This is a genomic window from Lederbergia lenta NBRC 16444 (genome assembly GCF_001591545.1).
Lineage (GTDB): Bacteria > Bacillota > Bacilli > Bacillales > Bacillaceae_C > Lederbergia > Lederbergia lenta.
In genome coordinates this window covers 299,140-320,728 of sequence record NZ_BCVC01000003.1, presented here as the reverse complement: position 1 = coordinate 320,728, position 21,589 = coordinate 299,140, and the positions used below count along the sequence as shown (strand labels likewise).

Below are 21,589 nucleotides of genomic sequence, written 5' to 3'. Positions count from 1 at the left end.
GGAGGCCATAACGATGAGAGAAATAACTGCAAAAGAAGTTGAGTTATTAGTAAACGAAGGAAAGGAATTAGATATCATCGATGTACGTGAAGTGGATGAAGTGGCGACTGGAAAAATTCCGAATGTAGTAAACATTCCATTGGGTCTAATAGAGTTTCGTATGCATGAATTAGATAAGTCCAAAGAATTTATCGTTGTTTGTCGCTCTGGAGGAAGAAGTGGTCGTGCAACACAATTCCTTGAAAGCCATGGTTACAAGGTGATCAACATGCAGGGTGGAATGCTAGCTTGGGAAGGAAAAACGGAGTAAGTTTTTTTATTGATATTAATACCCCATGTGGTAAAAATAGGAGGAATTTAGATGGAGAGCATTAAACCAAACATTACTTTAGATGCAAAGGGATTAGCCTGTCCAATGCCAATTGTAAAAACGAAAAAGGCGATGAATGAATTAAAGGCTGGCTTAGTTCTAGAGGTGCAAGCAACAGATAAAGGATCAAAAGCTGACATTAAAGCATGGGCTGATAATACGGGCCACCAGTATTTAGGTACACTTGAAGATGGAGATGTATTAAAACATTATGTAAGAAAGTCATCTATTGAGGAAACATTTGAAAAAAAGCATCCTAATGTAGCAACTAATGAAGAGTTGGAAAAGAAATTAACAGAAGGTGGAAACATCGTTGTTCTTGATGTAAGGGAAGTTGCGGAGTTTGCATTCAACCATATTCCGAATGCAATCTCTATTCCAATAGGTGAATTAGAAAGTCGCTTACATGAATTAAACAAAGACGATGAAATTTTTGTTATATGTCGTACGGGAAGCCGTAGTGACCTTGCTGCACAAAGGTTGGCTGAAAACAAATTTACAAAGGTCATTAATGTTGTACCAGGCATGAGTCAGTGGCCTGGAGAAACAACAGGTATAAATAACTAAGAATATGTATCAAATTTTTTTATAATTAAATATACGGCAGGGGGTAAATAAAGTGACAGTAAAGGCAATGACTTCAAAAGAGATAACGAAAAAAGTATTTAACAAAGAAGAACTATTTATTTTAGATGTTCGTAATGAAAGTGACTTCGTAGATTGGAAGATCGAAGGAGTAAATTTTGATTACTTAAATATTCCATACTTTGACCTTCTTGATGGAGTGGAAGGAATATTGGATAAGATTCCTTCAGAAAAAGATGTGGTCATCGTTTGTGCAAAAGAGGGTTCATCTATTATGGTTGCAGAGATGCTTTCAGAGGCAGGAATTTCTGTTTATTACCTAGAGGGTGGAATGAAAGCATGGAGTGAACATTTAGAACCTGTTAAAATTGGGAATTTAAAAGATGGTGGAGAAATTTATCAGTTTGTGCGAATTGGTAAGGGCTGCTTATCTTACATGGTTGTCTCAAACGGTGAGGCTGCCATTATTGATTCAGCAAGAATGATTAATAATTATCTTGAATTTGCAGATAGTATTGGAGCAAAAATCACCCAAGTATTTGATACACACCTACATGCGGATCATATTTCGGGTGGACGAATGATCGCTGAAAAAACGAACGCAACATACTGGCTACCTCCAAAGGATGCAACAGAAGTAACGTTTGATTATCAGCCATTAGAAGATGGAAGTGAAGTGGAAATTGGTAACACCGCGATCAATATCCATGCATTATATTCTCCAGGTCATACAATTGGGTCCACATCCTTTGTTGTGGACGAAAAGTTCTTACTGTCAGGGGATATCTTATTTATTGATTCTATTGGAAGACCAGACCTCGCTGGGTTAGCAGAAGACTGGGTTGGAGATTTAAGAGAAAGTCTATACATGAGATACAGAGAATTGTCTGGAGAACTAATTGTTTTACCAGCACACTTTATGATAATCGATGAATTAAATGCGGATGGCAGTGTATCTGAAAAATTAAGTACACTTTACGAAAAAAATCATGGGCTAAACATTGAAAACGAAAATGAATTTAGGAAACTTGTGACTGAAAATTTACCACCGCAGCCAAATGCCTATCAAGAGATTCGTGAAACAAATATGGGGAAAATGAAGCCTAATGAAGAGAAGCAACGTGAAATGGAAATTGGACCAAATCGTTGTGCAGTGAGATAAAGTAATCTGATGATAATGAAGCTTTTCAAAGAGACTTAAGGTCAATTAAAAAGGGAGCCATGATAGGTGCCCTTTTTGGGAGGAGGAACTAGTGGATATAGGTTTTATTATTACCATCTTCTTCATTGGATTGATAGGCTCATTTATTTCAGGAATGTTAGGAATAGGTGGAGCCATTATTAATTTTCCGTTGTTACTGTATATCCCTGCTGTACTTGGCGTTGCCCATTTTACAGCCCACGAAGTGTCAGGAATAACTGCAATCCAAGTGTTCTTTGCTACGATTGGAGGTGTCCTAGCATATCGGAAAGGTGGATTTTTAAATAAAAAGTTAATTGCTTATATGGGTGTTAGCATATTAATGGGAAGCTTTATTGGGGGATTGGGTTCTTCACATATGTCCGAAAGTGGAATCAATGTAGTATATGGGATTTTAGCTTTAATTGCAGTTGTAATGATGTTTATACCTAAAAAAGGAATAGATGACATATCCTTTGACCAAATAAAGTTTAATAAATGGCTTGCCTCAATACTTGCATTAATAGTTGGGATAGGAGCCGGCATTGTTGGTGCAGGAGGTGCATTCCTTTTAGTACCCATCATGCTTACCGTTTTAAAGATACCTACAAGAATGACGATTGCTTCTTCCTTAGCAATCACACTTATTTCATCGGTAGGTGCGATAGCGGGAAAGGTGACGACTGGACATGTGGAATTATTGCCATCTCTTATCATGGTTATTGCTAGTTTAATTGCATCACCACTTGGGGCTATGACCGGGAAAAAGGTAAATACAAAAGTGCTACAGGTAATTTTAGCTCTATTAATATTTGCCACGGCAGTGAAGATTTGGATAGATATTTTATATTGATGATTAAGATCTAAGAAAAAGACGTAAATAGCACGTCTTTTTCTTAGATCTTTCAAAAATACACGCTATCATTTACAATGAAGTAAACGAACGTGTGTTTTTTTTCTGTTTGGAGGTAGGAGTTTCAATGAAATTAATTATAGCCGAAAAGCCGTCCGTTTCGAAAAACATCGCGGATGCGTTGAAGATTAAAAATCGCCAAGATGGATATTTTGAAGGAAATGGTTATATTGTTACATGGGCATTCGGCCACTTGCTGCAATTGTATGATGCGAAAGATTATGATGAGAAAATGTCGTCATGGAAAATGGACAATTTCCCTTTTGTTCCTTCCAAATTTCAATATAAAGTAAAAAGCGATCCGAGAAATAGGGATAAGCCAGATAGAGGAGCTCAAAAGCAATTAAAGATTATTCATCAGTTAATGAAAAGAAAAGATGTACAAGCGATTGTCTCTGCATGTGACTATGACCGAGAAGGGCAACTCATCGGTGATAGTATTATTTATAAATTGAAGACGGATAAACAGGTGTATCGACTATTATTAAATGAGTGGACGCCAGCTGAAGTTATAAAAGGTTTGGAAAATATAAAGTTAAATACAGAATTGCGGCCATTGCTAGATGCCGGAGTGAGTAGGCAATGGGCTGATTGGGTGATAGGTATCAACCTAACATCCGTCGCAACGCTTAAATATCAAAAAGGCAAAGGGAAGGCATTAAATATCGGTCGGGTTCTCTTGCCAACTTTAAAAGTAATATATGACCGCGATCAAGAGATTGAGAAATTTGTTCCAGAGAATTACTACAAACTTCAAGCCACTTTTCAAACGAAAGAGAATCATGCATATGAGGGAATCTATTATGAAGGCAAGGAAGAAAAGTTTAAGAGTAAAGAAAAGTTAGAGGCGATTCAAGATCTATTAAAAGATAAAAATGGAATGATTCTCGAGAAAAAAGTACAAAAGAAAAAAGAGTTCGCACCATTTTTATTTAACTTGTCGAATTTACAGGGGCATATGACAAGTAAATATAGTGGCTGGACTGCGGATAAAGTATTAAAAGTAGCTCAGTCCCTTTATGAGAAGAAATTTATTACGTACCCAAGAACAGCTAGTATCGCTTTAGAGGAAAGTCTAGTTGGAAAAACGGCGAAGGTATTGGAAACAATATCAGAGGATTTACCGTATAAGGATGAAATTAAATTTGTCCGTACGAAAAGAATTTTTGATAATGCCAAGGTGGAGAGTCATAGTGCGATAATCCCTACATACATGAAGCCAAAGAAACTTACTGCAGATGAAGGGCAAGTATATCAAGCTATCAAGAATAGATTCATTATGCAATTTATGCCAGTGGCAGAACATGAAGAAACAACAATTAAAACAAAAATAATGGACACTGATTTAAAAGGTATATTCCTATCAAAAGGTAAGGTTCAACTCGTTGAAGGATGGAAAAAGGTAGAGAAGGTTCAATCAAAAGATACGCTTTTGCCATTTGTAAAAATCAATGATGGAGTGGAGTTAATCAAGCATGAATTAACTTCTCATGTGACAAAGCCTCCGAAACAACATACGGAAAAAACCTTGCTACGTATCATGGAAACATGCGGAAGGAACTTTAATAAAGATAAAGATGAAGAAGATGTCGAGGCAATTTTAAGTGGCTTTAGTATTGGAACCCCAGCGACAAGGGCAGAAACAATAAAAAAGCTAAAGGATATTGGATACATTACTGCACAAAATAAAAACTTAATTTGCACAGAATTAGGAAGGAAATTAGTTGAAACATTTCCGATCAGAGATTTATTTAATCTTGAATTTACGGGACGTTTAGAAAAGTCACTATATGATATTGAGAAAGGGAATTATAGTAAGAACGAATTTCTTCAACTAATCTATTCTTTTACAACGAACTCGGTCAAGAAAATTAAAGAACACCAAGCTGGGACGATTCATGAGGTCACCGCCAAACGCCGAACTAATGAAGTAATGGGTAAATGCCCGGTGTGTGGAAATGTCATCATAGAAGGGCAGAAAGGTTTTGGATGTAGTAATTGGAAAAGTGGATGTAAATTTGTTATCTGGAAAAATGATAAATTTTTAGCGACGATGAAGAAAAAACCGACGAAAACAATGGTGAAAACACTTTTGAAAAATGGAGTGGCGCCAGTTAAAGGATTAACGAGCAAAAAAGGTAACAAATTCGATGCTCTATTGCGTTATGAAAAAAATCCCGAGAATGAATATTATAGTTGGAAAATGGAATTTACTAAATAGTTGCAGCAAGTAAAAGAAGTGATTCAGATGCGCGCACCGGGCATAAAACAGCAAGTTCATTCTTCTTCGGGAACATAACCCATATTGCGATGGTGATGAACGCATCATTACGACGGCTGTAATTTCAACAGGTGAAAAAGACGATGGTCCTTAGCTACAAGAATTAATCTGCAAGAGTCAAACTGCAGGCATGGAAATTGAAACAGTAGTCGGAGATACTGATTACTCTGGTAAAGAGAACTTACTCTATATGAAGGAACAAGAAATTCAACTGGTTTCTAAATTACACCCAGTCATCACAACCGGACAGCCACATCGAAAAAAAGATTTGAATTTAACAAAGATGCAGATACTTATGCGTGTGCCCCACAGCGATCTGGCGTAAATACGTGCGAAAGTTCGGATCAAAACAATCAATTATTTTTACTTTGATGTAGAGAAATGCAAGGTCTGTCCATTGTGTGAAAATTGTTATAAGGACGGCTCCAAAGCAGAGGCCTATTTTGAAATCACTTGAGGATACCGAACAAGAGGTGTATTTCAATAGACGAAGGAGTAGGAGTTAAACGCATCGCTCTTGAACGTATAAGATGCAAGCCAAGCCAAGCGAAGAATATGAATTAAAGAATCTGCATGGCTCCAAAACGGCCAAATGGGCAGGAATATTTTACCACCACAATGTTCGCAGTGATCAGTGAAGCTAATGAACGAATGACAGAGTAAATAACAGAGTACATAACGGAAGAAATGAGTGTTTTCTATTCATTTTTGAATAAAAAACACCCGTTTTTGTAAAAAAAGGTGTTTTTATAAAACGTATGATTTTTCAAAATCCTTTTGTTAAGCACCCATTAATGATAAATCGAACCCCTCGTTTATTCAATTACTCCCGTACTTTTTAGTTTGATATTCACCGTAACATTAAATTCAATTTCCGAATAAATTCGGTCCCAATCTTCCATCATGCCTTCATACGGCAATCTTGTCGCTCGAAAACGCAAACCGAAACCGTATGGATCGACTTCATTTTCCTGCAATTTTGTCAATAACTTAATCACTTGCTTTTCTATATCTTCGGCCGCGATTTTATCATATTTTTTCAAATGCTTAATATCCAAACGCTTATTCGACTCGCCAATGACACCGGACTTTGTTATTTTCATGTCAATCCTCGGAGGACCATCGTCAAAAACGATGTCATACTTCATCTTGATAACATTAAGGTTCAACACGAAGATCATATCATTCTCATCAATTGTATAACTGAAACCAGACGCGTTATTGACATGTGAGTTGTAATCTTTCGTTTCAAGCGGCGTCAATTCAACCGGTTTTTTCCCTGGCTTAACAACGATCGATTTATCAATGACGAATTCGGTGCCGCCCTCATCAATGGAGACAATGGGAATAATCGTATCTTTGCCTTTGCCGAGTACCTCCCGCCTGAATTCAAATAGAAATGTTGTGACCACGTAAGGGCTTTCCGTTCCCGTATTATCAAAGTAGTTATATAAGGCATTCGATGCTGGCGATTCGGATTCCGGATCAAAGGTCAACACTTCTTCGGCAGTCGTTTCAGCTACAGCAACATAAGAGATCAATTGGATATCCCCGCGCCGCGTGAAAAAGTCCATGTACGTGTCTACATTATTAGTAAGCAATTCCTTATTGAGCATGATGATTCTGTTATGGGCAAAATCTAATACTTTATCGACATGTGTTTCCATCTTATGTACTGCATCCGCTACTGACTTGGAGTCTTCAGATAAATAGACATAGACTGGAGCTGTTGCTTGTTTGACATCTCCAACCGGCTTTGCCAATTTCAATGTCACTCTATAACCGTTTTGTACCTTTTCAGAAGGATCAAGGCCGATCCCGACTACAAACATCCTTTTGTCGATGTCTTTAAATGCACACCCGGCTTGTAGAAGCAAGGCAAATAACATCGCAATGGATAGCCATCTTTTTATCATTTTTTGCTTTTTGGACATGTCGATGCCGACCCCCTCCGCTTCGCCAATAGCAGACTGCCGATCAGCAAAACAAGAAGAATCGGCAAAAATATTTTATCAAAAAATTCAACTGATTTAAAAAGGCCATCTATTGTAATCTCTCTTGTCGTGTACATTGCGACAATCCAAAACAAAAACATAAAAAAAGGAAGTGTCAAATTGAACGATTTAAATTTGAACCGTTTAAAATAGAAGGTGCTCGAAAGCAATTGCATTGAAACATGCCAAAGGGTCGTAGTACTAACGACACCTAAAGCAAAAAAGAAGCCGATGAACAGAAAGACTATTCTTTCTACGATTCCGAACTTCATACGTATAGAATCACTTGTCGTTATCCATGGGAACAGAACATTGTCAAGAGAGTCAAACCCTCCAAAGCCGATTGGAAGGAAGTAGGTTGTCAAAAGAATGAACGTGCAAATCAGCGTTAAAAGTGCCATTCCTTTGCCTGTAGGTTTTTTCGGTTTCGTAAAGTAACGATTGAAAATGACTAAGTTTGCCGCTCCTATGACGATATAAAGCGATGTGGAAAAGGATGTATAATTCGGTAAATGGTTAATATGCAAGGCAGCTACCCGTATATAATCCCAATTCAAGTCTGTACTGGCATATCCTTTTAGTAGAACGAAGAAGATAAAAGGCATAGAGATAATGAAAACAATTTCACTGAAGTATAAGATTTTGTCAGTAGACATGTAGACACCATATGTGACGATAAGTAAAAAAGCTAAAAAAATCACAAAGATAGGCATTTCAGGTGTCAGAAAACGTATCGTAATAACTGTATATATGAGAATTACTATGAGCCCCGCAAAATACCAAGCTAATGAGAAAAAAAGAAGAATGGGTGTTGATATCCATTTTGGCATTGTCTTTTTCATAATTTCAGGTAATCCTTGACCCGGAAATTGGCTAAACAACCTGACAATCGTATATGTCAGCACCATTCCGATGACAAGCGCAAGTACAATGGCAAGAACAGTTCCGCTTTTGCTTCCGATTATGAGTATTCTTGGCGTTATCGCAATCATATTTGTAATCAGATTAACCAATATCAAATAGAATATGAAACGGCTCATTTATTGTCCATCCTTAATTCTTCGTTTTTATTCATCCACGGAATCCGTAAATAGGGCACGCCGTAGCTTTCTTTATTTGCAAAAACCATAATGATTCCGATGAATCCGACGAGTAACCCGACCAACCCGAACAAAGATGTGTAAATAAGAAGAAAAAGCCTAATAACCCGCATCGCGAAACTCATTTCGTTAATTGGAATGACAAATGTGGAAATTGCAACCGCTGAAATGATAATGATCATAATTGTTGACGTAAGTGCTGCTTCTGTTGCCGCCGTTCCTAAAATGAGTCCGCCAACAGTGGTCGCAGTGGCGCTGACAGCTTTCGGCAATCGCATACTTGCTTCGGTCAATAATTCCATAAAAAACAGCATGAAAATAACTTCGATAAAAGATGGATACGGTACACCGATCCTGCTTCCCGCAACGGTTAAGGCAAGTTCGATTCGAAGGATGTCAGGATTATACGATGTCATTGCCACATATAGACTTGGAAGAATAATACATGTAAGTAAACCGATATACCTTAATAAAATGGTAAAACCAGTTACGCCAAAGACGTGGTAATTGTCTTCCATCGAAGACATGAAATCAAAAAAAATGACAGGCGTTATGATGACATTCGGACTTCCGTCAATTACGATGATGACTTTGCCACCGTGTAAATTGTAAACAATTCGATCTGGCCGTTCGGTGATCAACGTTGAAGGAAGCAGGGTAAATATGCCTTTGTTGAGTAAACGTTGTAGATCGCCGGCAGATTGGAACAAAGGGGCGTGGAGCTCATCAAGTCGCTTTTTCACTTTTTTTACCATGTCCGGATCAGCCCGATCGTTATCATAGAGCAAAACGACTGCCCGGTTTGTTTCATCAGCCGGAATGAAATCTATCACATTTAAAGAGGACTTATGGTATCGCTGTCTGATTATGTTAATCGTCACTTCGATATCTTCGCTTAATGCCAGCTGGGGGCCATGGATTGTAGGTTCCATCAGGGTTTGTTGCACTTCATTATTTTTTACGAGACGGATATCCAATGAAAATATGTTATCTTCAATAGCGACTAAGACAAATCCGGCGCTTAGCATCATTATCAATTTATCTTTGTCAGGTACATCTAATTTATTCGGCAAGGATTGGATATACGATGCATAGTTTTCCTCTGAAGACAATTCGAAAAAAGGTCTGATCACTGTTTGCTGAAGTCTATCGCCATCAACCACCGATTTCAAGAAAAAGAGGAAGGCAAATTGACCTTGAATATGCAGTGGAGTTTGAATAATATCATTTGACGGCTTAAATTGTTCAGATAGCTCAATAAATAAAGGAGGAGCTTCCTTTTTTTTAGCCATTTGCAATTCTCCATTCATTGGAAACTTAAAAACAAGTATGTCTTTAAAGTTCCCGGATTAGCTACAAAAGATACATGAAACGAACGAAGAGGCAAGATTTTACCTGGAACGTTAGAAATCGCTCACAAATTAAAAGGAACCATATTCACCGACACTTGGATCAAGAAATGGCAAAATCCACTAGTTTCTTGGAGTGATTAAACCTTTTAATTTCTCCAATTCTAGAAATAACTTTTGCTTCGGTTTTTTCGCCAGTATCGGGAATTGATCGGATAATCTTAGATTATTCAATACTTTTTGCTAAAGCATCTCTCTTACTTTCAAGAATGGAACGTAAATATTGAATCACCGCAAACAAAGGGCAGCATGAACTGAATAAAGAGGTTTAAAAATGGTTGGATGAGGAAGATACGTCTGAATTAAATGGAAACCATACTGTTTATTTGTATAATTTGTGGAAGGAAGATGATGTCCTGAATTTGTTGTACAAGAATTTCAGGATAATAAAAAATGAAGAAGTGGAGACTGTCGCCCAAAATATGGAGTCACTATACGTAGGACGAGATAAAATCCCAGGTGATTTCAGCTCACTTGGGACGTCATTTAAATAGCGTTAGCAATTTTGTTTTTTGGTAGATATGAATTTGATCTTTTACCTGTTTGACCGTAGTTGAAATATTTTCTATACTATATTTTAAAAAAATTATAGAAAAGGCATCTTCAGTTCCCTTATTGCGAAATGCCCTTATGTAATCGTGGCGCTTCGATTTTCTCAGTTGAATTATCTACACCCTTGGTATGGAGCAAATAATCCAATAATCGCTGAATTACCAACTTATTAAGAGCATTTCTTTAGCTTTCTTGGATCATCGCACTCTGCATGTGGTTCACTGTATTGTCCCTTGAAAAAACGAATCTTTTCAACTCATCCATTTTAACCGACTCAAATAATACGTCGTAATATCGTAAAAGGCAACAGGAATTATAATTATATTTCTTTACAATTTGTTTGTGTAAATGTTCCTCTAGAATTATTCTTCTTGCTGCGAGGAAAAAATGAGTACTATACATCCGTTCCAATTCAGAAGGGAAATTAAAAGCAAAACTTTCCTTCCCTTAGAAGATTGATAGCTAAGAACTAGGAAACAAAGCCTTAAAAGGTCATGAGACTGTTTGGAATTTTTGTATGAAAATGAATATTGGTGTCCTGATTTTGGTGATATTGAAAGAAAGAATCTAATTCAAGATCTGGAGAAAGGTAAGGTTGGGAAATTTATCTAATATAGCGCTTACCATCATTTCATTACAAAATTTAAACATAGAAAGGTTGTGTATTGATTGCATAAAAAATCAGAGTACTTATTTCATTTAGTATCGCTTCTAAAATCCCTTGCAAATTGTGAAAAAGTTTCTTATGGAAATTCAAGACGGTGAAATTGCTTATTTAGCATACCATATTCAGATTATTATCGAATCATGAGATAAAAGGAAATAAAAACGATTATTCTCTATAGCAGAAGTTATGAGCGAACAAAGCTCCTAGCATCTAAGATAGCGACGTACTTTGATGAACTCAAAATTTGTAGAATAGAAAAATACTCAACAGACTATGTTTTTGATTATTCCTATTTATATATTGGTATAAATTTAACACTAACACCACAAACTTATGCAGACTTTAATATGATACAAAGCGGCTTCCACCCCGAAAGTTAGATTTTTTCATCTAACTTTTGGAGCGCAGATCAGCACATAAAATTTTCTGTTCTTTTCGTTTAGAAGTGGGTTTTATCCCAGCCTCTTTAAAGAAACATCTTAATTAATGATTGTTTTTATCTACATATTTCCCATAATCCGGAATGGCTAATTGGTCAAATTCACGAGCTAACTTGTGTAAACTAGTTGATAATAATTCACTTGACATTGGTAAACCATGGCCTGTTACAGCAACTAATGGATTAAGTGCTTCTAATTTTTTTACCGACTCCCAAGCCGCTTGCCAATCAGTAGTAAGATATCTTGGAGGTCCATTTATTTCTTGTTCCTGTGTAAATACTTTATAAAGAGAATCTTGTTTAACTGTAACAAATGCATCTCCAGCGATTAATGTTCGATCTTCTTCTCTAAATAACGATACATGTCCAGGCGCGTGTCCTGGTGTATGAATCCAGCGAAAACCAGGCATATGCGGGACACTACCATCAGAAGGAAGTTTTTCTACATGGTCACCTAAGTTTACAGGTTCATTCGGGAACATTGGTGAGATTTTCGCCACCATCCCCCCTTCAACAGTTGAGTCTGGATCAGGATAACTCATTTTTCCTGTTAAGAAAGGTAATTCTAATTCATGTGCATAGACAGGAACATTCCAATGCTGAATTAACTCAATAATCCCACCAACATGATCGAAATGACCATGTGTTAAGATGATTGCCTTTGGACGACTATTTTCACCGAAACGGTTTTCTGTAATAGATATAATTTCCTCAGCTGAATTAGGCATTCCTGCATCAACTAAAACGAAGTCCTTAGTTTCGGGATTCCCTACCAATTGAATGTTTACAATTTGGATTGTATGACAAAGCAGATCAGGCAATACTTTTATACTAACGCCACTTCCAATTGAAGTTGCAGGAATAAATTTGTAATCACTACCATAAGAAAGTTCCTTATCCATATGAAAACCTCATTTCCTTTTTAAATTTAGGTGTGTTTATATCATATCCCTGTTTTAATGAAATAAACTTATGGATTGTTATCTTGAGGAGTAGTAAGGTGTCTAAAGAAAAGTAATATTTAATGAATAGCTTTATATAATGAACTGTTTAATAAGTCTCTATAATGCTGTAAAAAAAGACATTCTCCATTTTAGGTATATATTAATCTGTTATGCCTGGAGAGGAAACAAATCTCGGTATGATCTAAAAAAAGAAGGACTGCCCAATAGTAAACTACTACTTGGACAGTCCTTAAATATAAGCTTATACAAATGAGAGAACGGATTCTCGCTCAACGATATGATGGGGCATATAGAACACCCCATTTTCAATTTGCGCTTTGGGTTCTTCCAATATTTTAATTAAATATTTGACACTTTCCACACCAATCTCCTCAAATGATTGAGATACAGTTGTTAATTTTGGAGTGACCATATTAGAGATGGATAAATTATCAAATCCTATAATAGAGATGTCATTTGGAACCCGTAAATTATTATCGTAAATACATCTCATCGCTCCAATCGCCATCTCATCAGTTGCGGCAAATACTGCAGATATATTTGTTTCACTTCTGTTTTCAAGTAATTGTTCCATTGCGTGATAACCACCTTCATAGCGGATATTATCTCCGTATGCAATCTGTCCTGGATTAAAAGTAAGGTTATAGAAATCTATAGCATTTTTAAATCCTCGAAATCGGGGTTCTCCAACTAGTTTATCTTCGCTAGGTGAAGAGGAGATCATTCCAATATTTTTGTGTCCGCGAGAAACCAAATAAGATATAGCATCAAAAGAAGCCTTAATATCATCTGTTTTAAAGGAAGAAAATTTTGATTTTATATGTTCGCTTAATACTAATACAACAGGAATTCTTAATCGATTAATAACTTCCTCATATTCTTCCGTAATCAGCCGACTCGATATAATAATACCAGATACACCAAGTTTCTTAAGAGAGATCATCCCGTCTAAAATCCGTTCTTGTAACGGACCTTCGTGATCTAAATCACGTAACAGCAAATCAATATTAGCGTTCTTTGCTGTTCTACTGATCCCCCTATATAATTCGCCAAAATAGAAAGTAGTAATATCAGGAATTAACAAACCTAAGGATAAACTTTGTTTCTTTGAGCTTAAGGACTTCGCTTTTTCATTTGGATAATAGCCTAATTTACGGACGCTATTTAAGACTCGTTCCCTTGTTTCTGGATTAACAATGTCGGGGTTATTTAATACCCTAGATACCGTAGAAATGGAACATCCGGAATCTTTGGCTACATCTTGAATTTTAACCAAATTACTTCATCACCTTTTAACTTTAATGAAATAGTAATATTTTTTGAACAATTTTATCTATAAAAGCTTACCCAGAGAAGCTAATTCATATGGATAACGCTATAAAAAACGCTAAATTAACTTTTTAGGAAGCGTTCTATGAAAACACATTATATCAATGAATATAACATACATCATCTGTAATGATAAACCCCTAAGGGTTTAGAAAAGTTTTTCAATTCACCATTGACAGTAATAAGATTTTAATATAATCTGTAAGCGTATTGTTTCTGAAAACGTTTTATGAAAAAATCAATAAAATGATTTTTGGTTGCTGAATTATATTTTTCCTCAACAGAAAAACGTTTTGAGTTGTACATAATCTTGTATAAAGAAACAATGAAAAGGTTTTTGTCTATAGGATTGGAAATTTGTTATCAATTTTTACTACTAATTATTGGAAAGAGGTAGAGGAATGTCGAATATTAAAAAGGTAAGGATCGGAATAATTGGCTGTGGAGGTATTGCACAACAAAAACATTTGCCTTCTTTATCAAAATTAGCGGACAAAGTTGAACTTACGGCATTTTGCGATACTTTAATAGAAAGAGCGGAGCAAGCAGCTCAACAATACGGCAACGACAATTCTGCAGTCTACACTGACTACAAAAAACTATTAGAAGATACATCCATTGATGTTGTTCATGTATGCACCCCGAATGTATCGCACTCAACTATTACCATAGATGCGCTAGAAACTGGTAAGCATGTAATGTGTGAGAAGCCAATGGCTATTAATTCAGAGGAAGCAAAAAAAATGCTTAATGCAGCAAAACGAACTGGTAAAAAGCTATCAATTGGATACCAAAATCGTTTTAGAAGAGATTCAATTTTATTAAATCAAGCCTGTCAGGAAGGTGATTTAGGAGAAGTATATTTTGCAAAGGCACATGCTATTCGTCGGAGGGGTGTACCGACTTGGGGCGTTTTCATGGATAAAAAAAAACAAGGTGGTGGCCCATTAATAGATATCGGCACACATGCATTAGATCTTGCATTATGGATGTTGAATAATTATAAGCCAAAACTGGTTGTTGGCTCGGCATATCAAAAGCTTATAGATAAACCAGAAGGGAATATGTTTGGTCCATGGAATCCCGAAGAATATAAGGTGGAAGATTCAGCTTTTGGATATATAAAAATGGAGGATGGAGCAACTATCACCCTAGAAGCGTCTTGGGCATTAAACATGCTACATGAAAAGGAAGCACAAGTTACATTATGCGGGACAGAGGCTGGAGCAGAAATGTTTGGCGACCCGGATAAAAATGAAGGTTATGTCACTTTTAATACTACGAAGTATGGTCAAAGAATCGAATCTGAAACAACACGATCTTCTGGGATCGCATATTTTGAAGGGCAGGAAGATGATGATATGGGCTACCTAGAAGCTAAGCAGTGGATTGACGCCATCATAAATGATGGAGAACCCTTAGTTAAACCAGAAGAAGCTTATGTAGTTACTCAAATATTAGAAGCAATCTATGAATCTGCTGAGACAGGCAAGGCAATCGAACTAAATTAGGAATTCATCTGTGAAAATACCTATTGGGATATTAAGTGTATTAACGTTTATTACGCCTGACTTTTCGGACACTGGGAAATCAACTTGCTATAGCGTTAAAAGAGTATTTAATAAATGAAACTTTCGCTAATAGACTTAAAGAGAAAACTAAAGATAATTGGAAGGGAAGCGGTTACTATGGCTTTGAAAGTTGGTATTCAACTTTACTCAGTTCGACAATCATTGAAAAAGGAGCCATTTGAAACATTAGAGAAAGTGGCGGCTGCGGGTTATAAATATGTTGAAGCTGCAAACCATGATGCCCTTACAGATGATGGGGTAGGTTTTGGATTGTCAGCTAAGAAAATGAAAGACGCGCTCGACAACTTGGGATTATCCATTGTTGGTTGCCACGTGAACCCATTGAAACTAGAACGGCTTCCCGCTGTTTTAGATTACCATCAAGAATTAGGAAATAAACAAATTGGTTGTGATATTGAATTCTATCCCTATGAGGACATGGATTACTTACTACGTAGGTGTGAATTATTTAATAAGGTAGGCGAAATGTGTAAGGAACGTGGCATGCGCTACTATTACCATAACCACTATCAGGAATTTCAAAAGTTTGGTGATAAAAAAGTTTATGAAATTATTATGGAAAATACAGACCCTAATCTTGTTTTCATAGAAATGGACACATATTGGATTACACGTGCAGGAGAAAATCCATTAAACTTAATTGAAAAATATAAAGATCGCCTTGTTCTTCTACATCAGAAGGATTTTCCGAAGGAAGCACCACAACCAATTGTAATGTACGACGGTATCATAGATCCCGATAAAGAGATTACTTATCCGATGTTTGAAGATACAAAGGCTCCGGAGTGCTTTACTGAGATTGGAACAGGTATTTTACCAATTCAAGATATTATAGATACTGCAGTAACAGCACCAAATCTAGACTTTATTATTTTAGAACAGGACCATTCAAGTTTAGATGAAATTGATTCAATTAATACGAGTATGAAAGCATTTCAAAAATACTCTGGAATAGAATGGGATTAATAAAAGCTCCAGTTTGTAAGCTAATTCTTCAAGCGCTACGACCGAACGAGAAATACCAGTAATAAATGGGTTCAGCCGCATAATTATTTGTGTGGCTGAATCCATTCTTAGATGTTAAAGTCTCAGTCGTCTTGGATAATATGGTTCTAGATTATACATGTTCTTGATCCCTGCCCTTTTCAGCAGTAGTCGCATAATTCCCAATGCCTGCAAATTTATCCGAAAACGTATGAGTAGGTTGACTGCTGACTCAAACATCCCGAAATTGAGGTGCATTTATTATTAACCAATAAGTTAGATAAAAAAATTGAATGCACTTTTTTTGAAATTTCTTTTTTCTGCACATATACTCTTGCATTTCTTAAGCAGGGGGAGTTTTACCCGTCTCGACTGTCATTACATTCATATATAGATGAAAGATTTTGATTGCGTTTAACATATCCTTCCTAGAACTCATGGAGACAAACCCACCTAATGAAAAAAGCCAAGGGGGTTCATGTGGACGTCCTCGTCGGTGAACCCATTAAAAGCGTAAAATTTTCAACTGAAAATCCCAAGCAATTGTTTCAATTAATCAGAAGTGACATCAAAAGAGTATTGAACAGCAGATTTTATATCGATATCTACAACATATACGCTAATATCCATTTAAACATGCTGTTATTCATCCCCATTAAACTTTCCTATTCCGCAAGCACGTTTTATTAAGCAATTAAAAGTAGTATAAAAACGGTAGAAAAAAGATCTACTCTAACGTTTTCAATTCATTCTGTTCCGCCATTTCCTTTTGAAAAAAGAATAAACGGGCGGAATAATTACAAGTAAAAGGTAAAGGAGAAAAATAATTAATTCAATGGATTCCATTACCCGCAAAGGGCTGACTGCATCTATCAGGGCGTCTTTTAATGTGAGGCCTAACAAAATGTCCACACCTAAAGATAAACATATTAATGCTACTGTGATCAGTAAAGTGATACTAATAATTTTCAAATTTTATCACTCCCTTTATTATTCTTTCCTTTGTTAAGTGTAGATATCAAAAATAGTTAGAACATTTAAAGCGTTGTTATAAAAAACGGTCATTATGGATAAAAAGAAGACTAAACAAATAAAGAAGGGGTATGTTTGTGCCATGCCTTCATTTTTTAAACAGAAAAAAAATAACAAGGATAGAAGAAATAAGCGTGATAATCGGCCGTCGCCGTCTATTGATTGCTCTTTGGACGCTAATCTTGCTCACATTAAACAAAAAACGGGCAATAGTGCTGATGTGATCACCCGTACATTGACCGTTGGAAATGAGTTTAAAACAGATATAGCTCTTGTGTATGTTGATGGGATCGTTGACAGTCAGTCTATTAATGACTTTTTAATAGAAGCGATCTTAGAAAAACACGAATTGAATGAAAAATTGATGCAACAGGAAGCTTTTAATGTAATGAAAGAAGGTGTCGTGGCGGTTGGTAGTGTGAAGCCGATTAAGGACTGGGATGAGCTTTTTTCCTCCCTCATGTCGGGTGAAACCATTATTTTCATTGATAAAGTAAATGGTGCACTAAGTGCTGATACTAAAGGTGGAGAACGGCGCTCGATTGAGGAACCAACTACGCAAGTAAACATTATGGGACCAAAAGTCGGGTTTACTGAATCGCTCGGTACAAACATGGCGATGGTCCGCCGAATTATTAAAAACACTAATGTATGGGTCGAACCTTTAAAAGTAGGTAAAGTGACGAATACAGATGTGACAATCATGTATATAAATGGAATTGCAAATGAAAAGATAATTAAAGAAGTGCGGGAACGATTAAAAAGTATTGATATCGATAGTGTTCTCGATAGTGGTTATATTGAGGTATTTATTGAAGATGAAGCAACTACTCCGTTTCCAACATTATATCGGGCTGAAAGGCCAGATGTTGTAGCAAGTAATTTGCTGGAGGGAAGGATAGCAATATTTGTCGATGGTTCACCCTTCGTACTAGTGGTACCAGCTGTGTTTGTTCAATTCTTTCAGACCGCAGATGATTATTATTTTCGCTCTGATATCGCTACATCACTTCGCTTTTTAAGAGTACTCATTTTTATAATTTCTATCTTTGCGCCCGCTTTATATATTGCCGCTACCACCTTTCATCATGAAATGATTCCTACAAAACTGTTAATTGTCATTGCCGCACAGCGGGAGACAGTGCCTTTTCCAGCCTTCTTTGAAGCGGTACTTATGGAAGTAACATTTGAAATTTTACGTGAGGCTGGAGTGAGATTGCCAAAGCCTGTTGGTACGGCCGTTTCTATCGTAGGAGCGTTAGTTGTCGGACAGGCAGCTGTTGAAGCTGGTGTCGTATCGGCGGCAATGGTTATTATTGTGGCGATTACGGCGATTGCAAACTTTGCTACTCCTAATTTTGCCATGGCTATCTCGCTACGTTTGCTTCGTTTTGGATTTATGATAGCTGCAGCTACATTTGGTATTTACGGAATCGTATTAGGAGGAATCCTATTAATGGTTCATTTGTCAAGTCTACGTTCATTCGGAGTTCCGTATATGACACCACTTTCTCCTTTTATTCCAGGCAATACAGATGATACAGTCGTTCGTTTACCACTGTGGAAGTTTAATAAAAGACCGGAATTAATTGCAGACAATGACAATCTTACTCGACAAGGTGAAAACCAAATGCCAGGTCCCGATGATAAACGTGGAATGATTAATAGTAGCCTTGATAAGGATGATCGAAATGAGTCATAGATTTTTATGTTTTTTCTCAATTATAGGCACTATGCTGTTACTGTCAGGATGTTGGAGTCAAAAAGAGTTAACAGAATTGGCAATCATTACTTCTCTTGGAATTGATAAAAATGAGAAAGGCGAATATGTTGGTAGCTTCCAAATCATTATTCCTAGTAATGTAGGGGGCATGATGGGATCGGGAAATGGGGAAGGCACCCCTTTTATCGTCCACACGGCCACTGGCAATAATTTAGTTGAGGTAAGTGATAACTTAAGTAAGAAAATTTCTCGAAAACAATACTTTTCTCACACGGGTTTAGTTGTGATCGGTGAAGAATTAGCAACGGAAGAAGGAATTATGCCTATCTTTGATATTTTGGATCGTGATACAGATTTTCGGACAAGTGCATCCATTGTGATTGCTGAAAATACATCAGCCGAAAATATAATTAAGACTTTGACACCAATTGATAGAATTTCAGCGGAGAATGTATTAAAGACAATGCAATATACGCAACAGAGAACAGGGCAAAATATTGATGTTAAGGTGAATGATTTAATAAGGGGCTTTATTTCATCTAGTAGGGTACCAGTCATTAGTAGTATGCGTTTGATTGGGGATGAAGAACGTATTGGTGAAATGGAGAGTCTTCAAGACACGTTACCTGATGTGGTCATCGAAGCGAGCGGTCTTGCTGTCATTTATGATGGTAAATTGGTCGAGTTGCTCCATGGAGATAAGTCCAGAGGCGCAGTGTGGATAATGGACAAAATTAAAGATACGAGTATCTTCATTGATTGGAAAGAAAAAAAAGATGCAGTCACATTTCATGTCATTCGCCAAAAAACGAATATCTCTGCTCATATCAAAAATAAGACACCGAGTATTTCTGTTCATGTTGAAGCAGAAGGGAATATAGATGGTTTATTAGTGCCTGTAAATCTTAATGATTTAGACGAGATTCACAGAGTAGAAAGGAAATTAGAGGAAGAAATTAAAAAGCAGTTAGAAAACACAATTCAACATATGCAAGAATTGAAAGCAGATATATTTGGATTTGGAGAAGCCGTTCACCGCTCACATCCAAAAGCATGGAGAGAGTTAGAAAAGAGGTGGAATGAGGACCACTTCCCAGAAATGAAAGTGAACGTGCGGGTTGATGCATATGTGCGCCGAAGCGGCCTACGAAACAAGTCGTTTCTTAATGAAGTAGAAATAAATAAAGATAGAATAGAAAAAGGTGATATGGGTGGAGAAGGCGAAAATTAGCGCATACCAGTTATTCGTTCTCATTGTAATGTTTGAACTTGGCAGTGCTTTGCTCGTTCCACTTGCCATGGATGCAAAACAAGATGCATGGCTCGCCATTTTGTTTGGTATGATTGGCGGTTTTATTTTATATTTCATCTATTATCGCCTTTATTTATATTACCCTGATTCTTTACCAACCACTTTCGTTCAAAAGTTAATAGGGAAAACGTTTGGGAGAATAATTGCTTTTCTTTATATAGTGTACTTTTCATACTCGGCTTCAAGAGTTCTGCGCGATTTTGGGGAGATGTTAGCGGTTATTTCATATCCTGAAACGCCACTTTCAATCAATCATGCACTTTTAATGTTTGTAATTGTTTATACAGTTCGTAAAGGCATTGAGGTAATAGGCAGATCAGGAGAGCTCGCCTTTTTCTTAATTTACCTCTTTGCCATCATAGGCTTTATACTAATTATCTTTTCTGGGATCATTCATATTAATAATCTGAAGCCAATATTAGAGGATGGGATATATTCAGTAATAAAAGTTGCCTTTGGGCAAGTTCTATTTTTTCCATTTGGAGAAGCTATCGTATTTGCTATGATTTTACCTTATTTAAATAATCCGAAGAAGGCAAAGATTACTGGTTTACTGGCCTTAGGATTGAGCGGAATAAATATAGCGATAAGTATGGCAATCAATATAAGTGTGCTCGGTGTTTCACTTATTGAACGTACACAATTCCCGCTACTTAGCACTATCCAAGCGATACAATTTGCTGAGTTTTTGGAACGACTCGATATATTTTTTATACTAACTATGATCATTCTTGGTTTCTTTAAAATCTGCATATTTTTTTATGCTGCTGTGATTGGAACGGCGGATCTGTTTAAAATAAAAGAACCTTCGCAGTTAGCTTTTCCGATGGGGTTAGTTGTCCTATTTATGTCCATCGTCGTCGCAAGTAATATGACGGAACATCTTCAAGAGGGGTTGGAAATTATACCCATTTACATACATCTTCCTATTCAAGTGATTATTCCTGCAATTCTGCTTATTATTGCATTTTTTAAAAACAGAAAGGTAGGGAAAATGCGTGATGGCCAGTTAAGTCAAGGTGACGGCCAGTAAGAAGGAACGGATGGCTTGTAAAAGGAAGATGACGGCCAGTAAGATTCACACGATGGCTAATAAAAGCGAGATGACCGCCAGTAAGATGTCTCGAGTCAATCATTGGTCAATCATTATATGGTCTGTAAG

General features: G+C 36.7%; 18 protein-coding genes. 11 read left to right on the top strand and 7 right to left on the bottom strand.

Going from position 1 to position 21,589, the window contains the following annotated elements:
* The first annotated feature begins 13 nt into the window (after positions 1-13).
* From BLE01S_RS13645 to BLE01S_RS13620, 6 genes are all read left to right on the top strand, one after another.
* Complete coding sequence (locus BLE01S_RS13645; RefSeq protein WP_066143125.1) at positions 14-310, top strand: rhodanese-like domain-containing protein; 297 nt, start codon at positions 14-16, stop codon at positions 308-310.
* A gap of 51 nt (positions 311-361) precedes the next feature.
* Entirely contained in the window at positions 362-937 is a 576-nt protein-coding gene (locus BLE01S_RS13640; RefSeq protein WP_066143123.1) for a sulfurtransferase TusA family protein, read from the top strand.
* A gap of 52 nt (positions 938-989) precedes the next feature.
* Positions 990-2,117, top strand: coding sequence for an MBL fold metallo-hydrolase (locus BLE01S_RS13635; RefSeq protein ID WP_066143120.1), 1,128 nt, complete (start codon positions 990-992; stop codon positions 2,115-2,117).
* Between the two features lie 91 nt (positions 2,118-2,208).
* On the top strand, positions 2,209-2,988 hold the full coding sequence (locus BLE01S_RS13630) for a sulfite exporter TauE/SafE family protein (RefSeq protein WP_066143117.1): 780 nt from the start codon (positions 2,209-2,211) through the stop codon (positions 2,986-2,988).
* A gap of 127 nt (positions 2,989-3,115) precedes the next feature.
* Entirely contained in the window at positions 3,116-5,269 is a 2,154-nt protein-coding gene (locus BLE01S_RS13625; RefSeq protein WP_066143112.1) for a type IA DNA topoisomerase, read from the top strand.
* Between the two features lie 190 nt (positions 5,270-5,459).
* Entirely contained in the window at positions 5,460-5,654 is a 195-nt protein-coding gene (locus tag BLE01S_RS13620; protein ID WP_066143107.1) for a hypothetical protein, read from the top strand.
* A 490-nt stretch (positions 5,655-6,144) separates the two neighbouring features.
* Here the strand turns inward: BLE01S_RS13620 and BLE01S_RS13615 are convergent, their stop codons facing one another.
* The 6 genes from BLE01S_RS13615 to BLE01S_RS13590 all read right to left on the bottom strand — a co-directional run bounded on the left by BLE01S_RS13615 (position 6,145) and on the right by BLE01S_RS13590 (position 13,731).
* A complete protein-coding gene (locus tag BLE01S_RS13615; RefSeq protein ID WP_066143105.1) occupies positions 6,145-7,263 on the bottom strand; it encodes a Ger(x)C family spore germination protein in 1,119 nt (372 codons plus the stop codon).
* Positions 7,242-8,363 (bottom strand): GerAB/ArcD/ProY family transporter, encoded by a 1,122-nt coding sequence (locus BLE01S_RS13610; protein ID WP_066143100.1) that lies wholly within the window; start codon positions 8,361-8,363, stop codon positions 7,242-7,244. The genes BLE01S_RS13615 and BLE01S_RS13610 overlap by 22 nt, the downstream gene beginning before the upstream one ends.
* On the bottom strand, positions 8,360-9,715 hold the full coding sequence (locus BLE01S_RS13605) for a spore germination protein (RefSeq protein ID WP_066143097.1): 1,356 nt from the start codon (positions 9,713-9,715) through the stop codon (positions 8,360-8,362). The genes BLE01S_RS13610 and BLE01S_RS13605 overlap by 4 nt, the downstream gene beginning before the upstream one ends.
* Positions 9,716-9,875: 160 nt before the next feature.
* The gene (locus BLE01S_RS21490; protein WP_411825146.1) at positions 9,876-9,989 is read right to left on the bottom strand and encodes a transposase; all 114 of its coding nucleotides are present in this window, start codon (positions 9,987-9,989) and stop codon (positions 9,876-9,878) included.
* Between the two features lie 1,545 nt (positions 9,990-11,534).
* Positions 11,535-12,392 carry an MBL fold metallo-hydrolase gene (locus tag BLE01S_RS13595; RefSeq protein WP_066143090.1) on the bottom strand — a complete coding sequence of 286 codons (858 nt, stop codon included), beginning with the start codon at positions 12,390-12,392 and terminating at the stop codon, positions 11,535-11,537.
* A 304-nt stretch (positions 12,393-12,696) separates the two neighbouring features.
* Complete coding sequence (locus BLE01S_RS13590; protein WP_066143088.1) at positions 12,697-13,731, bottom strand: LacI family DNA-binding transcriptional regulator; 1,035 nt, start codon at positions 13,729-13,731, stop codon at positions 12,697-12,699.
* Positions 13,732-14,185: 454 nt separating this feature from the next.
* On the opposite strand from BLE01S_RS13590, the gene BLE01S_RS13585 reads away from it, so the two are divergent.
* Together BLE01S_RS13585 and BLE01S_RS13580 are read left to right on the top strand one after the other, a co-directional pair.
* The gene (locus BLE01S_RS13585; protein ID WP_066143085.1) at positions 14,186-15,295 is read left to right on the top strand and encodes a Gfo/Idh/MocA family protein; all 1,110 of its coding nucleotides are present in this window, start codon (positions 14,186-14,188) and stop codon (positions 15,293-15,295) included.
* A 114-nt stretch (positions 15,296-15,409) separates the two neighbouring features.
* Entirely contained in the window at positions 15,410-16,342 is a 933-nt protein-coding gene (locus BLE01S_RS13580) for a sugar phosphate isomerase/epimerase family protein (protein ID WP_066143081.1), read from the top strand.
* Between the two features lie 759 nt (positions 16,343-17,101).
* Here the strand turns inward: BLE01S_RS13580 and BLE01S_RS21540 are convergent.
* Entirely contained in the window at positions 17,102-17,332 is a 231-nt protein-coding gene (locus BLE01S_RS21540; protein WP_066143074.1) for a YczF family membrane protein, read from the bottom strand.
* A gap of 142 nt (positions 17,333-17,474) precedes the next feature.
* Between BLE01S_RS21540 and BLE01S_RS13570 the strand changes: the two genes are divergently transcribed.
* Genes BLE01S_RS13570 through BLE01S_RS13560 form a run of 3 tightly spaced genes read left to right on the top strand, consistent with a single transcriptional unit; the run spans position 17,475 to position 21,460 of the window.
* Entirely contained in the window at positions 17,475-19,094 is a 1,620-nt protein-coding gene (locus BLE01S_RS13570; protein ID WP_066143068.1) for a spore germination protein, read from the top strand.
* Positions 19,084-20,346, top strand: a complete 1,263-nt coding sequence (locus BLE01S_RS13565) for a Ger(x)C family spore germination protein (protein WP_066143063.1) — start codon at positions 19,084-19,086, stop codon at positions 20,344-20,346. The genes BLE01S_RS13570 and BLE01S_RS13565 overlap by 11 nt, the downstream gene beginning before the upstream one ends.
* Positions 20,327-21,460, top strand: a complete 1,134-nt coding sequence (locus BLE01S_RS13560; protein WP_066143060.1) for a GerAB/ArcD/ProY family transporter — start codon at positions 20,327-20,329, stop codon at positions 21,458-21,460. The genes BLE01S_RS13565 and BLE01S_RS13560 overlap by 20 nt, the downstream gene beginning before the upstream one ends.
* Positions 21,461-21,589: the final 129 nt, after the last annotated feature.